A 16,366-nucleotide genomic window follows, 5' to 3' on the forward strand; every position below is an offset into this window, starting at 1 on the left:
AGTGGATAATAGACTCTAGATGCCCTGACAAGGCTTTGGTCGCAGAATCTGCGCAAATCTCTAGATCGAAGTTTCGGCCCAGAATGTCGCTCAGATAGTTGACAAGTCCTTAAGAACTAGTTTTGATATAGCACTTGCCTGCAAAAATCAGCGGACGATTCCGCCAGTTTCAACCGACCACCGGAAGAAATCTGAAGAGATTTCGCATGAGCAATTCTGTTCTGATGCCAGTTGAGGTAACATCCGCGTCCAGAATGGGTTTATCCCTTTTGGACCTTTTCGCGGTGTTTTCGCTGTACACCAAGTTTCGACTCACTTTGTGGCCGCTTGCCTGCTGCGCCACGACTTCTTTGGGGAGATTAGAAAGATGACATGCTACCTGAATTCATTGCGCCGTTTGCCAGTTGTGCTCTTCATACTACTTGTCTGTTGTCTCGTGGCAGTACCGACTCGAGCGACCACCTTTACCTGGACCGGTACAGGAACGAATGGCAATTGGGCAGATCCCTTCCAGTGGAGCGGATTTTCAAGCCCACCCACCAACGGCAGTAACACCGACATCGTCATGCAAGGGAGCGATACATCGCCGGATATTCAGGATATCTTCAACAACAACCTCGATTACGACATCGATTCGATCACCTTGTCCTCTTCCTACACGGGTGCTTCAGCGATGATACTTACTGGAGGTGAGTTAACGGTCGATAACGAAATCGTCAACAATGACCCTCAGGAATTTGAATTCAACTCTGTCATCCACATGGGAGATCAGTTTCTCGGCATTCGTCCGAATAATGGCACTATCGATTTCGATTCTGCCGTGGAGGTCAATTTTACAGGCTCTACGATCGCTGCAACTGGCGGGGGAGACGTCTTCTTCGACGGAGGGATCTCAAGGGCCTTCATCCTCAATGACACCAGCTTGACCATCTTCGACGGTACTTTTGTGCGCATCGGCGGCAGCAGTAGTCCCATCGGCACGGTCAATATCTTTGATGGAACTTTACAGATTAACTCCAGTTCGAACTTGCCAACCACAGCCGATGTCTCAGTCTCCAGTGGAAGTCTATTCGATCTGAACAACTTTAGCGAAAGCATCGACCGACTAACCGGATCGGGCTCGGTCGATTTGGGAACCGCGACACTGACGACTGGCGATACAGCAAATTTTAGCTTCTTCGGTACGATTTTCGGTACCGGCGGTATAACTAAAGACCAATCCGGTATTATGACCATTGAAGGGAGTAACACCTATTCCGGCGCCACCTCGATTACCGGTGGTACACTGAGGCTTAATGGCTCGGGGCAACTTTCTAGCTCGACTGACGTGAGTGTTTCCTCAGGTGCCACCTTTGACCTCAACGGCATCAGCAATCAAGTCGATTCGATCTCTGGCGCAGGCACGATCCTTCTGGGAGGTGCCGTTCTCACGGTCGATGAAACCGCCGGAACACGGAACTTCACCGGCAACATCCTCGAATCTGGCGAAATGCAGAAAAACGGTGCCGGTACGCTTTCGTTAGGTGGCAACAACACCTTTACGCTGTTAGATATTAACGCTGGCACCCTACAGGTTAGCAGTGCAGGAAATCTTGGCAGTGGCAATATTGAGTTGGGCAGCGGCACTCTCCAAGCCACCGCGTCATTTACCAATGCCAGACCGATCCTAATCAATTCATCAACGGCAGTCATCAACGTGGACACCAGCGACACACTCACCCAGTCGGGAGTGATTTCAGGGAGTAGTAATTTCACCAAACTAGGCAACGGCACACTGAGCTTGAACGCTAGTAATTCACATACTGGTGACATCAACATTAACGACGGGATTCTCGCCATTAGTAGTAGTAACCGCATCAACGATGCCTCGGATATTACCCTTCTGGCGGGTGCTACTTTTGATCTCAATGGGTTTTCCGAAACCGTCGATACTCTCTCGGGAACCGGTGGGACTGTTGCCACCGATGGAGGCATCATAACGGTCGATGAGAATTCCGTATCCACCTACACATACAATGGAGCAATCACCGGCTCAGGGGGGCGATTGACTAAGTCCGGCACTCACACGATGGTCCTCGGTGGGAGTAATACGTACACAGGCGTGACGACGATCAACGGCGGCACGTTGCGGCTTGGCAGTGCAAATCGCATCAGCAATTCTTCCGACTTGGTGGTGAATGGGTCGGGTACTTTCGATCTCAATAATTTCACTGAGGCTGTTGATTCGATCACCGGTAGTGGCTTGATTACCTTGGGAAGCGGCACGCTCACCGTCGTTGAGAACAGCGCCTCAACCCGTACGTTCAGCGGTTCGATCACCGGTACGGGCAGTCTGGCGAAAAACGGTTCTCACACTTTGGTACTCACTGGAAATAACACCTTCAGTGGGGAACTCTCACTTTCGGGTGGAACTCTTTCGGTTGGCGCGAGTAATAATCTTGGCAACACAGGAGCAAACATCGTTTTCTTTGGGGGAACACTCCAAACCACTGGTTCGTTTGACAATGTTCGTGAGGTGTTCATTGGGCCTTTCAATTCCGCAACATTCGAGGTAGATACGTCTACCACCCTTACCCAATCGGACTTTATCACTGGGGATTCGACCACGACCCTGAATAAAACTGGTGGGGGCACTTTTGTACTCAGCAGTGCCAGCTCGGGCTTTGGAGGCCTGATCAACATTACAGGTGGTACTTTTCAATTTGGTTCGGGCGATACCGTTGCTAACTCAACGGATGTGACTGTTGCTGGGGGTGCGACCTTCTCCCTCACGCAGACTGAAGGAATAGACGCTTTGAACGGTGTTGGAAACGTGACGATCGCCAGTGGCCAACTTCTTGAAGTCGGACTGGACAATTCCAGTTCATCGTTTAGCGGCATCATTTCCGGTGCCAATGGCCAGTTCAGTAAGGCGGGCAACGGCGTGCTTACTTTATCCGGCAGCAACACCTATACGGGATCTACCTCCATCAACGGTGGAACCATTATGCTCTCTGGAGCAGGTCGTCTCGCTGATGCGACCGATGTCAACGTTACTTCTGGCGCAACTTTTGACCTGAATAATGTCTCCGATGCGATCGATGCCTTGACCGGTGCGGGGGCTGTCACCTTGGGCGCAGGTAGCTCCAATACGCTCACCATTGGCAGCAATAACGGCAGCGGCACGTTCAGCGGAAATATTTCGGAGACGGGTGCTTTGACCAAGGTAGGGAGCGGCACTCAGACACTTTCGGGGAATAATACCTATTCTGGCACTACTTCATTCGATGGGGGTGTCCTCAGAACCGCCAGCACAGCCAATCTGGGCAGCGGCAATATCAGCTTTGGTGGTGGAACCTGGGAAGTGACTGGGTCGTTTACCAATTCACGGCAGATTTTATTCGATATCGGTGTCTCAGGCACAATTAACGTCGATCCTGGTGTCACACTCACCCAGTCGGGGACCGTCTTCGGCGGGCTATCGACGCTTAATAAGACCGACTCCGGCACGCTTTTGCTCACGGCTTCGGCGTCGCCCCAAAATATGAACGTCAATGGCGGTCTCCTCCAATTCTCCGGCAGTGGAAGCTTAGCCACGGGAACTAATGTTACAGTCGACAGCGGCGCTACCTGGAACCTCAACGGCCTTGACGACAGTGTGGCGACGATCGCAGGTGCGGGCTCAATCCAGTTGAATGGTTTTGCCGAGTTGACTGTTGGCGCGAACTCTCCGGACACCACTTTTTCGGGTGTCATCAGCGGTAATGGGCTCTTTATTAAAGATGGAAATCATCGTCTGACTTTGAGCGGAACCAATACCTATTCTGCTGGCACCCGTATTGACGGCGGCACTCTGGCGATCTCTAGCGATGCAAATCTTGGAAATCTCGGTTCGCCTTTGATTATCAATAACGGAATCTTAGAAACAGCAAACACCGTAGCAATTAATCGCAATGTGTATTTATTTGCAGACGAAGGTACGATCGCCACAGAAGGAGGCCTTAACCTCACGACAATTGCAGGTCTTGTAGAAGGAGACGGTACACTCATCAAGAGTGGAAATGCTGGGCTCGGTGCCTTAGTACTCACGAACAACAACACTTACACCGGGGGGACCATCGTCGAAACTGGCACTCTTACGGTCTCGTCCAATTTGAACCTTGGTGCCAACGCCGGCGGAGTCACCTTAATGAATGGTTCCGTGCTCAATTCGACAGGCACTTTTACCAACTTGCACTCAGTCACATTGGATGGAGGTGGGGGAATTACTGTGGCAGGCTCTCAGACTCTCACGCAAGCTATTGGAATCGGTGGGACGGGGACACTGACCAAGAGTGGGACAGGAACGCTCCTGTTGACAGCCCCAGCCACCCATGCAGGGAATACGATCATCAATGCTGGTACACTTCAATTTGGTTCGGGAGAACTCCCCGATGCCTTCGACGTGACTGTAGATGGTGCGGGAGACGTCTGGGACCTTAACGGGGTGAGTGACGCGATCGACGGCTTATTCGGGGGTGGTACGGTCCTGTTAGGTGGGGGCACACTCACCGTCGGCAGCAACGATGGTGATGGCGACTTCAGTGGTTCGATTCAAGAGACGGGGTCTTTTGTGAAGATCGGTCCTGGTACGCAAATTCTCAGTGGAGCCAATACTTATGTTGGGAGCACACAGGTATTAGAAGGGAAGCTTGAAATCACAAACGATGCTAGCCTTGGTGACCCTTCCTCTACTCTATTGCTTAGTGACGGGACACTTCGCACGAACACGACGTTTTCCACTGGACGTACTACGACCATCGTTTCTGGTTCCTTTGAAACCGCGCCGGGGACGACTCTTACATTTACGAGTCCAATTGCTGGTGCGGGCCCACTATTTAAAAGAGAAACGGGCACTCTCGAACTTACTCAATCAAACACTTACTCTGGTGCAACAAATATCTTTGCGGGAACGCTACAGCTTTCGGGTGCCGGTCAACTTGCTGATACTACCGATGTCTTGCTCGCGGCTCAGGGCACCTTCGACCTGACCGATCTCGTCGACACGATCGATTCGCTCAGCGGAAGCGGCTCTGTCGCTTTGGGCAACGGCACACTCACGATTGGTGCCGACAATGGCGCCGGCAACTTTAGTGGTATCATCAGCGGCACTGGCATCGGGGGTGAGATTGTCAAGGAAGGAGCCGGCACGCAGGTCTTCTCAGGCGCAAACACTTATGCCGGCGGTACCGAGATCAACGACGGAACGCTGGAGATTTCTCAAGACGCCAACCTCGGCGAACTCGGCGGTCAGGTTACCTTCGATGGCGGTACCCTTCACACCACCGCCAACATCCCCAACATGGTCCGCGAAATGACGGTGAACTCGGGTGATGGCACTATTGAAGTCGACGCTGCTACGACTCTCGGCATTGGCGGCAATATCGCCGGTGTAGGCGAGCTGACAAAAACGGGCGACGGCACGCTCACTCTCAGTGGTATCTCTTCCTACGATGGAACTAACCTTCTCGGGGGCGTGTTGAGCGTCGGCTTCAATTTCAATTTAGGCACCGCCAGCGGACAACTCACGATCGATGGAGCGACGTTGCACACCAGCAACAACTTCACCACCTCGCGAGTCACTACTATCGGACCTAGTGGCGCAACTTTCGATGTCGATGAGGTACTGCCCGGTGCCGACCATACGCACAACGGCACCATTCAGGGCAATGCCGGCGCCAATCCTTTCGTCAAGACCGGACTTGGCGAAATGCGGCTTGGCAGCGCGAATACGTTCATCGCGCCAATTCATATCAACCAGGGCAAACTCTCGGTCAATGCTTCCAACCAGCTTGGAAGTAGCTCGAACGCGATCGCTTTCGGCGGCGGAACTTGGTTTGTTGACGGCACGTTTAGTAATTCTCGAGTCGTCCAACTCAATCAAAATGGTGGAACCATCGAAGTTGCGGGAGGTTTCTCGCTCACACAAAATGGCGTGATCGAAGATGGCGTGAACGGACCCGCCGGATCCTTGAACAAGACAGGTAGCGGCAACCTCCTGCTCGGAACCGCTAACACGTATTCCAGCGGCACGAACATTCAAAGTGGACTGCTACGACTCAACAGTGGCGGCAGATTGCCGGATACAACGGATGTCGATGTGGCTGCTAGCGCCACCTGGGATCTCAACAATGTTAGCGATGCGATCGACGGACTCAGCGGTAGCGGTGATGTCACCCTCGGCTCTGGTGAACTCACCGTAGGCAGTGACGACGGCGGTGGGACGTTTAGCGGTACGATCAGCGAAACCGGCTCGCTCGTTAAGGTTGGAATTGGCACACAGTTTTTACGACTCAATGAGGTCGGCGAGGACACCTTCCCCAACACGTATACTGGAGGAACACAGATCAACGGCGGCACGCTGGATATTGAGGAAGACGACAATCTTGGTGATCCTGGTGGACCGCTGAGCTTCGACGGAGGCACCTTGCAGGTTGCCGGCAACAATGGCGTTTCAACCTCCCGGTTGGTTACCCTCAACGCTGGTGGCGGCACGGTCAACACTGTTGGAGATAATTCCCTCGTGACGTTCTCCGGCGTCATCGATGGTGCCGGCTTCTTACGCAAGAATGGCCAGGGCACACTCACTCTTGCCGCAGACAATACCTACACGGGGGACACGATCGTTAATAGTGGCATTCTCAGACTCGACGGTGCGGGTCGTATTCCTGACGCGTCATACGTCACGGTCGAGGCCAGTGGATCGATGGGCGAGGGACTCGACTTGAACGACATCAGCGATACGATCGGGGGACTCGAAGGGAGCGGCGACATCCATTTGGGAACTGCCACTCTGACCGTAGGTGCTGCCGGTGGTGATTTCGATGGAACCATCGACGGGACAGGTGGCGTGGCCAAAATCGGCGCCGGGAATCTGATCTTGGCCGGCGTCAACACCTACATGGGAGGTACGGCCATCAACGGCGGCTCCATCGAGATTGGCTTCAACGCCAACCTTGGCAACGCGGCCGGACCACTGAGTTTCGACGGTGGCACGTTGACGACGTTAGGGAACTTTAGCACCGCCCGCGCGACGACCATGAATGCAGGCGGCGGTACCTTTAATGTGCCGGGTTCCAATACCTTCACCCACAATGCCAACATTGCCGGCGTGGGGGGGCTCGGCAAGGCGGGAACCGGCACACTCGTATTGAACGCCGTCAGTAGCTACGGTGGCCCCACATCCGTCACGGGCGGCACGCTTCAACTGGGCGGTTCCGAGCGTTTGCCAAACTCGACTAGCCTAAGCGTAAGCGCGCCAGGTGTGTTCGACCTGAATAACTTTAACGAAACTATCGACGGATTGTCGGGCAATGGGTCGGTCGATCTTACCAATGCTCAGTTGACCGTTGGCATCTCTGGCGGTGGCGGCAGCTTTAGTGGTGTCGTCAGCGGAACAGGCGACCTTCAGAAAGAAGGAGCCGGTACACAAACTCTCGCCGGCGGGACGCACACATTTTCTGGCGCCACCGTCGTCAACGGCGGCGAGCTAATCCTCAACGGCGGAGGCAGCATCGACCAGACTACGCTCTCGGTCGGATTCAACAACGGTAGCGACGGCACGACCACGGTCACCGATTCCGGAACCATGTGGGATGTCAGCGGAAATCTTACGGTCGGAGCACAGGGAATCGGACGTCTCAACATCAACAATAGTGCCAACATGACCGTCGGCGGCCAGGTGCTGATCGGCGCCGGCATCGGTACTGGTACCCTCTTGGTCGATGGCGGGACACTCGACAACTCCGCCGGCACGGGCATCCTGGTGCAGGACGGCACACTCGGCGGCAGTGGCGACGTTCTTGGCAACATCATCAATCAGGACACTGTCTCACCAGGCACCTCTGCGGGCATCTTGGATCTCACAGGTACCTATGTACAAGAAATCACCGGCTTATTCTCCGCCGAAATTGGTGGAACCGGTGCAGGGCAGTTTGATGTGCTCAACGTCTCTAGCACCGCCTCGCTGGCGGGCAACTTGGAACTGGGAATCTTGGGATTCCAGCCCGCTCCGAGTGACACCTTTTCGATCCTTACCGCCGGTACGTTGGTCGGCGAGTTCGGCAATGTCGCCGACGGAGCGCGGCTTAATATCACCAGCGGCGGAACTGGTTCGTTCCAGGTCGACTACAATGCCACAAGTGTTATTCTAAGCGACTTCCAGGGAACCGCCGTGACCACCGGCGACTTTGATTTTGACGGCGACGTCGATGGTCGGGATTTTCTGGTTTGGCAACGGGGTGGTTCACCCAACGGGATCAATAGCGGCGACCTGGCGTTGTGGCAGGCAGAGTATGGAAACACATTGCCGCTGACGGCAACAAATACCACGGTGCCGGAACCTACTGGCCTGTTTTGTGCAATTGCATTGGTCGTAGCCCTCGTGGCGTCTCCCGCCGCCAGATTGCGGCAGCTATGAACTTCGCTGCGGGAAGCCACATTGCTTGAGGGACTTCTTATCACTGCCCGTGTCAAATATTAGAGCCGTGGGAGATAGCAAACAAAGTTGCAATAATTACCAGGACTGATTAAGATGCTTCGTGGAGCAGGCTAGAGCGATCGCCTTAGTGCGTTTTAATTGGAGAGGCCAGTGGAAGGTCTTTCGAATGTGTGGGCAGGAACAGCCCGTTCCGCATCACATTCCTCAAGCATCTGAGAAAGGTTACCTGATGAATCTGCTTCTTCTGCGCGCGACTCGTGTACTTTTCTGCCTTCCTCTCTTGCAAGTGACCCTGTCTGTCGCTCCTACGAGCCTCTGGGCACAATCAGTTTTCTACTCATTCACTTCTGGTCCTGGGGGCGACGGATTCGATTGGCCAGCGTCCCCCACGGGACTGCTGGATGGAGATTATTTCTACACTCCCGATGGTGTGGAGTTTGACAACTATATCAGCAACAATCTTTTCTTCGATGACAACTACCTGGTCTCTGGAAACTCTTCCGACATTGATGGCGATGCCATGTGGGGCAACCCCAACAGCGGGACAGTCGATTTCTACTTGTCGGGGCTGAGTGTGCAGAGCGTTGCGTTCAACTTTGCGCAGTCTGTGGGAGGGGCACCGTTCTTGACGGATGACTACATTTACATCTACATCGAAGATTCTGAAGGTCGGGCAACTGACTTCGTGCCTTCGCTGAACAACTCGTTTACTGGCCTCGGGGGATTCGACGGATATTCCGATTTGGTGCAGTTCGACACTTCGTTTCTGATTGATGACTATGATTCCGTCGATGGAGGACCCTTGGTCGACATCGACTACTTCTATATCGAACTGTATTCGCTCGATAACACGAGTGAACCGGCAGAGTTCGCTATCGACAACTTCTCACTCAACGGTGGCGGTGGAAACGGCTCAGATCTACTCTATCCCTCGGTCAACGGAGGCCAAACCAACGTGACCGATTCAACGCTCGGCAGTAATTCGCTGCGAGGCACAGGCACTTTTGGTAGGGGAGTCGAGGTCACCAACGATGCAGCCAGTGCGACAACTTACACCGTCGAGCTCTTACCTGGTGGCGATCTAGCTCCAGGAACTCTTCCCAGCGCCGCGCCGATCAATCCAGGCGAGACCATCTTTAGCTCCGACATTGCCACCATCGATCGCTCCCTTCCCAGCGGTACGTACGAAAGCGACCTCAATATTGTCAACAACGGCGTACCGTTAGATCCAGACAATGTGGTGACTCTCAGCGTTGACCTCTACGAATCGGAGTCGCTCTCGGGGAATTTCTCGGGTGTGGACGTCAAAGCCTTCGAGGACGTAAGCCTCAGCAATGCTGAGGCTCCAGCGGGCGGATTCCGGGCTGCGGTAAAAGTCACTGGATCACAGACTACCGGGCCGTTCGAAGTCGACGACTTCCCGGTCGATCAGCGTGTCTTGGACGGTGAGACGATTCAAGCGAATGTCGTCTTCAGACGATTCGGACAACTCTCGGGACTTCGCGAGGGAACCTACACGGTCTCGCTTGAGCAGGCCGCTTTCGTTGTGAATCAATTCGTCGACTTCGAGGTCTTCCTGGCGAACAAAGAACCGGTTCCTGATAAAACCTGGGACCTTGACTACTTGCTCACCAACAGCAACAACGATAACGCCAATTTCACGGCTGGCTTTAGCTATGCCAATCGCCTGGGAGTAAACCGCTTCGAGGTTGCTGCAACACTAATCGACGGCACTAGCTCGAAGAATCAAGGCGTTTCTATGCAGTTCATGACTGACCCCGACCCTGCCAGTGCCGACATCATTGGAGAGCCGGTCGATCTAGTCTTCGGCGGCGGAGCAGGTGACTTGTACGTTTTGCAATTCACTTACGACGAGTCGTTGGTTCCCTCAGGTTTCGCTGAGTCACAACTCCAAGTGCTCTGGTACGACACGATCGCCGGAGAATGGGATTTTGCGATCGATGGCAACTCCTCTACGAGCACTAGCACATTCTTTGCCGGATCCTATTCCGACTATCTTGCCGGCCCTGGCGGCGGAGTGCTCGACGCTGGAGATCTCAGTGCGTTCGGCGTGGATGAAACCAACAATCACGCTTGGGCTGTGCTCGATCACGCCTCACTGTTCGCAGTGGGTGTCCTTACGAGCACACCAATGTCTGCCGACTTTGACTTCGACGGCGACGTGGATGGCAATGACTTTCTCGTCTGGCAGCGCAATCCGAGCGTGGGTAATTTGTCGGATTGGCAAGCCAATTATGGCCAGCCGCTCACGGCAGTTTCCACTGTCGTACCGGAACCTGCTGTGCTCATTTTGCTTCTTAGTGCGATGGTATTCTTGCCGTCATTGAGACAAGCAATCTAGTGAGTATTTCATCGATGTCGGAGTGATCAGCTTATCGCAATCAAGTATCATGAAACACCTGCTACAGAATTCCAATGCGTCTATAACGATTCAATTATCTTTGGCCTTTTTCTGTCTCAACGATTCAAGAGCCTGGGCTGCGCCAGTGCAGGTGGTGAATGCTGGATTTGAAGACATCTCCGAAGAAACTCCGTTCAACGAATTTACTTTTGGCGCACTCAACGGCTGGGATTTGTACGATCCCGACACGATTACCGACAGCGGCGACGGGCCCACCTATTTCATCGGGACGCTCACGCCATTTGAACCTGACCCGATTGGCAATCCGGGTGTCTTTGCCAATTTCCCTGCGGGAGCGGCTGAAGGCCAGCGTGTGGGCATCGCCTTCAATTTCGAAGGGAGCGACGGACAGGGGGAATACGGTTTCTTTCAAGAGTTGGACGCAACACTCCAAGCACACACGACCTATACACTGGAGGTCGAAATCGGCAACATCGATTCCGCCACGGCGATGAATGGAGAGTTTTTCCCGTTGGAAGGTTTTCCTGGCTATCGCGTTGAGCTACAAGCAGGCGGCATGATGCTGGAGGAAGACGACAATCTACTCGCAGGCACGATTCCTGATGGGTAGTTTGCTACAAGCACAGTAACTTTCACGACCGGTGCATCTCATGACATGTTGGGAGAACAATTGGGGATCTTGTTGGTCAACTTGAATCAATTAGACCCTGCCCACCCGAACTCTGATCTCGAAGTTGATTTTGACGATGTGCGGCTTGACGCTTCTCCCGCACTGACGGCCGACTTCGACAACGATGGCGACGTCGATGGCAATGACTTTCTCGTATGGCAACGGGGCGGATCACCTAATGGGCTTAACAGCGGCGACTTGGCGTTGTGGCAAGTTAATTACGGTGCTCCTCTCACGGCGACCGCAGCTACTGTGCCGGAGCCCAATTCACTTGTACTTGTGTTTGTCTGTGCTACTTTCCCTTGCTCGCGAAGTTCTCAAAGGCGATCGTTGAGAGAAGAGGCTGTTGGGAAAACCCACAATGTGTTTTTGGCCAGTTGTCAATTTGGGGAATGAATTCTTTAACTCCCAAGTGTGCGATTCCGCACTCTCGATTGCCTTGCTCTTTGTGACATTGCCCCAACTTTCTATGGCTTCCAGAGGTTGTACTCACAGAATCGAGGTATCACTCGAGGGACTTGTCAAATTACAGCTTGGCACTAGAGTTGCGGTAATAGGCCAGATACCGAACTGGAAGACTTTATTGTTCCTGGCGGATGTCCCTTTTCAGCATAAGGAGCAGGGAGATGAAGCAATTCAAGAACATCTTGGTGGGTGTTGACCTCTCGCAGGGAGATCGACTTGTTTCCGATGAATTGCCACCACCCACATTAGAAGCCATTGAGCGCGCTTTATGGCTGGCAAAGCTAAACTCGGCGCGACTTCTATTTTTCAACGCAATCGATATTTCTGCAGCGGCTCAGCGAATGATTGACGAATCTGAGGGAGAAAAGAACTCCGTTCAAGAAGAGTCTAAGAGTGTTCTTCTGGGTTTGGTGGCGCGGGCTGCTGAATACGGAGTGACTGCCGACTCTGAAGTCACGTTCGGCAAGAGCTGGGTGGAAATCATTCGCCGGGTTCTCATCAGGGATCATGATCTCGTTGTGGTCGGCACTCGCCACCTAAGTGCGACATGGAGTGTCATCATAGGAAGTACGGGAATCAAGTTGCTGAGAAAATGCCCTTGCCCCGTTTGGATCACTCAGCCTCAGGAGAACAAACAGATCGAGTCCATTCTTGTGGCCCACGATCTCAAACCGGTTGGCGATTTGGCAATGGAGCTGGGTTGCTCGATGGCAAGGCTTCATGATGCTCAACTGCACGTACTTCATTCAGTCGAATTTCCTGAATTCGACAATGCGTTTGAGCAGCACGTTGCCGATGACAAAATGGCATTCTACCGATCCAATGCGAAAGGTCATATTGAAGCACAATTGGCGAATTGCAACTTAACTAAGACTCCACGCATACACCTGGTCACGGGATCGGCTGATCTCGCGGTGCTGGAACACATCGCCAAATACAACATTCAATTGCTCACCATGGGGACAATTGCGCGCTCAGGGATTCCGGGTTTTATAACCGGGAATACTGCCGAACGATTGCTGCCAGGCATTCCATGTTCGGTTCTTGCTGTAAAGCCAGCGGATTTTGTCTCACCGGTGACATTGTAGACGTGCTGCGAACACTCGAATGATCCCGCGGCACCAAGCCCGTATCCAACAATAGCTTGGATTCTGGCTAGGCATTCTACTACGGAGATCTTTCAAAAATGACCTACCGCAAACAAGCGCGGGCACCCTGGCACTACTTGGCGTTGAATGACTTGAAGCACCAATTGAATGCTCCCGACAACGGATTGAGTGCAGTCGAAGCTGCGAGCAGGCTAGCTGAATATGGACCGAATCAACTTCCTCAGCAACCTTCTGTACCTCTTTACACTATCGTGCTGCGGCAGTTTCAGAGCCCCTTGATTTATGTGCTTGCACTGGCAGCCATTGTGTCCTTTGCGACAGGTGATGTGAAAGATGCCGCATTCATTGCGGGTGTTCTTGTGCTAAATGCTGTCATAGGTACTTATCAGGAGTGGAAGGCCGAACAGAGCAGCGGGGCTCTGCGGAAGCTGCTCCAGATTCGCGCGTCGGTTCGTCGCAATGGAGAGGTGTGTGAGATAGGGGCCGAGGAACTCGTGCCGGGCGACTTGGTCTTGTTGGAATCTGGTAATCGAGTTCCTGCGGACATTCGTCTATTAACCGCACATGCCTTGGAACTCGACGAGTCTCTGTTGACGGGAGAATCTGTGCCCGTACTCAAAGATCCTGCTTGGTGGGGAACCGAAACTACTCAAGCCACGGATCAACTAAACATGGCATATGCAGGCTCCGTCGTCGCTCGGGGACGGGGAAAGGGAATCGTGGTGGCTACCGGCATGTCCACGAGCGTTGGTTTATTGGCGTTGGATGTAATAAAAGAGGTAGGTGGAAAACCGCCTCTATTGATGCGGATGGAGCGGTTTACTCGCGTGATCGCAGCTTCGGTACTGATGGCCGCCATGGCAATTGGCGTTCTCGGTACGATCCTAGGTGGCTACTCACTTGCAGAAATGTTTATGTTTTCTGTCGCTATGGCCGTCTCAGCGATTCCAGAGGGCCTCCCCGTAGCCATGACTGTAGCACTGGCAATCGCGACGACACGTATGGCTCGACGAGGTCTAATCGTGCGAAGATTGACCGCGGTCGAAGGACTTGGAAGTTGCACTTTAATTGCAACGGACAAGACGGGGACCTTAACGTGCAATGAATTGACGTTGCGGGAGGTTCTCTTGCCCAATGGCGACACCTTCCAGGTATCTGGCGAAGGATATGTTCCAAACGGCGATGTGCGGAGTAATAACCCTTCAATCGATGCCCGTAACTACGAACCTCTGGAGTGGCTCGCTCGGGCAGGCCTACTTTGCAATGAAGCAGATCTTCATCGTCGCGAAAGTAGTTGGGCTTGGCGTGGTGACGCTGTGGATATCGCCTTCTTGTCTTTTGGTCATAAACTTGGGATCGAGCACGACTCTTGGCGAGCTCAGTATCCCCAAGTCAATCAGCTCCCTTTCGAGCCAGAGCAACAATTTGCCGCTTCTTTCAACATGATCAATGGCAGCCTCGCAGTGTTCGTCAAAGGAGCTCCCGAGCGCGTGCTTGCCATGTGCAGCGAATCGACTTGCGTTGAGTTTGACAGACAGAAACAAGAAGTTGCTGCGATACGAATGGCTGAACGAGGTTTTCGGGTACTCGCACTAGCTGATGGCGCACTCGCAGAACCAATATCGCCCGACACAGTTCCCTCGGCCCCCAAAGAACTACGGTTTCTCGGTCTCGTTGGCATGATCGATCCATTGCGGCCTGGGGCAAAAGAGGCCGTGCATAACTGCGCTCGGGCAGGCATCTCGGTAACGATGGTCACCGGAGACCATCGTCTAACAGCCCTTTCCATCGCACGTGATCTAGGGTTAGCCGAAGACACAAGCCAGGTAATGACGGGCGCGGAACTTCTAGAAACCACCTCAGAGGAATTAAGTGCGATCGTGAACCATATTCGTGTTTTCGCCCGGGTTGCGCCGCATCAAAAGCTGCAAATCGTCGAAGCCGCAAAGAAAGCCGGTCATTTTGTGGCTGTGACTGGCGACGGCGTGAACGACGCACCTGCGTTGCGAGCGGCAAACATCGGGGTAGCGATGGGCCAGAGCGGTACCGATGTTGCGCGCGAGGCTGCGGAACTCGTGATCAGTGATGACAATTTCGCCACAATCGTTAGCGGCATTGAGGAGGGACGCGTCGCCTATGGCAATATTCGAAAGGTGATCTACCTCCTGATTTCTACGGGTGCTGCAGAGTTAGTGCTGATGGCATTGGCAATCTCCACGGGAACACCCTATCTTCCCCTCTTGCCGGTACAAATCCTGTGGTTGAATCTCGTTACCAACGGAATCCAAGACGTCGCTCTGGCTTTCGAGCCAAACGAAGGTGGAGTACTGAATCGTAAACCACGCTCGCCGAATGAGAGGATATTCGATCAGTTAATGATCGAGCGCACAATCATCGCAGCCCTAGTGATGGGTATCGTCGGATTTCTCACTTTCCGCTGGTTTTTGGCGGAAGATGCGAGTCAAACCGAAGTTACCTCCGCGCGCAATGTACTACTGCTCTTAATGGTGTTGTTCGAGAATATCCACATTGGCAACTGCCGCTCGGAAACAAAGTCTGCTCTAGTATTGTCCCCGTTACGAAGCCCTATTCTGCTGACAGGTACGATTATAGCCTTTCTCGTTCATCTAGCAGCGATGTATTCACCATTTGGCCAAGTGGTGCTTGGGACAGAGCCAATAGATCTTAAAATCTGGGGCATATTGTTTCTCTTGGCACTGTCGATTTTCCCTGCGATGGAGTTGCACAAATGGAGTTGGGCAATCAGAAAAAGAAAACGGACTGCCGATTCATCATTTCAAGCAGAACATCATTGACGAAGACAATAAGCTCATCCTGAAATCTTGAGTTGAGAGCTTGTCGATCAAATCTTCTCCAAGATAGCCTTCATCTCGTCGGCTCGGTAAGCACGTATCGTTTGAGTATGCACAAAACCATCGGAACAGACATGCACCATCAGCGCGGTGGCGCTCAGATCATCGGGCGCTTCAAGCACGAGGAGGCCATCATAGGGACCTTGAGTCCAGAAAATGTCGCTCACTTTGACGCCCATTTTCTTTGCCTGTTTCTTGAAGTTCTCGGCCCTTTGACAGGTGTCTTTGATTTCTGAGATTCCTTTTTCGGTAAACTTGATCGTTGAAATAAAAGTGGCCATGCTTGATCCTCCCTTGTAACTTGGTTAATGCTCAGTAAGAGCAATTCCCTCCCGCAATTTGAATGCCGGAATCTGTGAAAGAGAGGTTTTCGCCAACTTTCCGTCTTGTACCAGTAGTTCCAGGAGC

Annotated in this window: 5 protein-coding genes and 1 pseudogene; 5 read left to right on the top strand and 1 reads right to left on the bottom strand. The window is 53.0% G+C overall.

Annotated elements, in window-relative coordinates; translation table 11 throughout:
- The first annotated feature begins 367 nt into the window (after positions 1 to 367).
- The 5 genes and pseudogenes from Pr1d_RS04355 (at position 368) to Pr1d_RS04380 (ending at position 15,901) form a co-directional block, all read left to right on the top strand.
- On the top strand, positions 368 to 8,437 hold the full coding sequence (locus Pr1d_RS04355; RefSeq protein ID WP_148072383.1) for an autotransporter-associated beta strand repeat-containing protein: 8,070 nt from the start codon (positions 368 to 370) through the stop codon (positions 8,435 to 8,437).
- A 250-nt stretch (positions 8,438 to 8,687) separates the two neighbouring features.
- Positions 8,688 to 10,820 (top strand): hypothetical protein, encoded by a 2,133-nt coding sequence (locus Pr1d_RS04360; protein WP_148072384.1) that lies wholly within the window; start codon positions 8,688 to 8,690, stop codon positions 10,818 to 10,820.
- A gap of 49 nt (positions 10,821 to 10,869) precedes the next feature.
- A pseudogene (locus Pr1d_RS26610) lies at positions 10,870 to 11,907 on the top strand (hypothetical protein).
- Between the two features lie 230 nt (positions 11,908 to 12,137).
- The gene (locus Pr1d_RS04375) at positions 12,138 to 13,064 is read left to right on the top strand and encodes a universal stress protein (protein ID WP_168205049.1); all 927 of its coding nucleotides are present in this window, start codon (positions 12,138 to 12,140) and stop codon (positions 13,062 to 13,064) included.
- A gap of 98 nt (positions 13,065 to 13,162) precedes the next feature.
- Positions 13,163 to 15,901 (top strand): cation-translocating P-type ATPase, encoded by a 2,739-nt coding sequence (locus Pr1d_RS04380; RefSeq protein WP_148072388.1) that lies wholly within the window; start codon positions 13,163 to 13,165, stop codon positions 15,899 to 15,901.
- Positions 15,902 to 15,948: 47 nt separating this feature from the next.
- Here the strand turns inward: Pr1d_RS04380 and Pr1d_RS04385 are convergent, their stop codons facing one another.
- Positions 15,949 to 16,239, bottom strand: a complete 291-nt coding sequence (locus Pr1d_RS04385; protein ID WP_148072389.1) for a GYD domain-containing protein — start codon at positions 16,237 to 16,239, stop codon at positions 15,949 to 15,951.
- Positions 16,240 to 16,366: the final 127 nt, after the last annotated feature.

The organism is Bythopirellula goksoeyrii (assembly GCF_008065115.1).
In the GTDB taxonomy this organism is placed as follows: Bacteria; Planctomycetota; Planctomycetia; order Pirellulales; family Lacipirellulaceae; genus Bythopirellula; species Bythopirellula goksoeyrii.

Bases quoted from the DNA above. Each gene is read 5' to 3' on its own strand.
- Pr1d_RS04355 (WP_148072383.1), top strand. From the start codon at position 368: ATGACATGCTACCTGAATTCATTGCGCCGTTTGCCAGTTGTGCTCTTC.
- Pr1d_RS04360 (WP_148072384.1), top strand. From the start codon at position 8,688: ATGAATCTGCTTCTTCTGCGCGCGACTCGTGTACTTTTCTGCCTTCCT.
- Pr1d_RS04375 (WP_168205049.1), top strand. From the start codon at position 12,138: ATGAAGCAATTCAAGAACATCTTGGTGGGTGTTGACCTCTCGCAGGGA.
- Pr1d_RS04380 (WP_148072388.1), top strand. From the start codon at position 13,163: ATGACCTACCGCAAACAAGCGCGGGCACCCTGGCACTACTTGGCGTTG.
- Pr1d_RS04385 (WP_148072389.1), bottom strand. From the start codon at position 16,239: ATGGCCACTTTTATTTCAACGATCAAGTTTACCGAAAAAGGAATCTCA.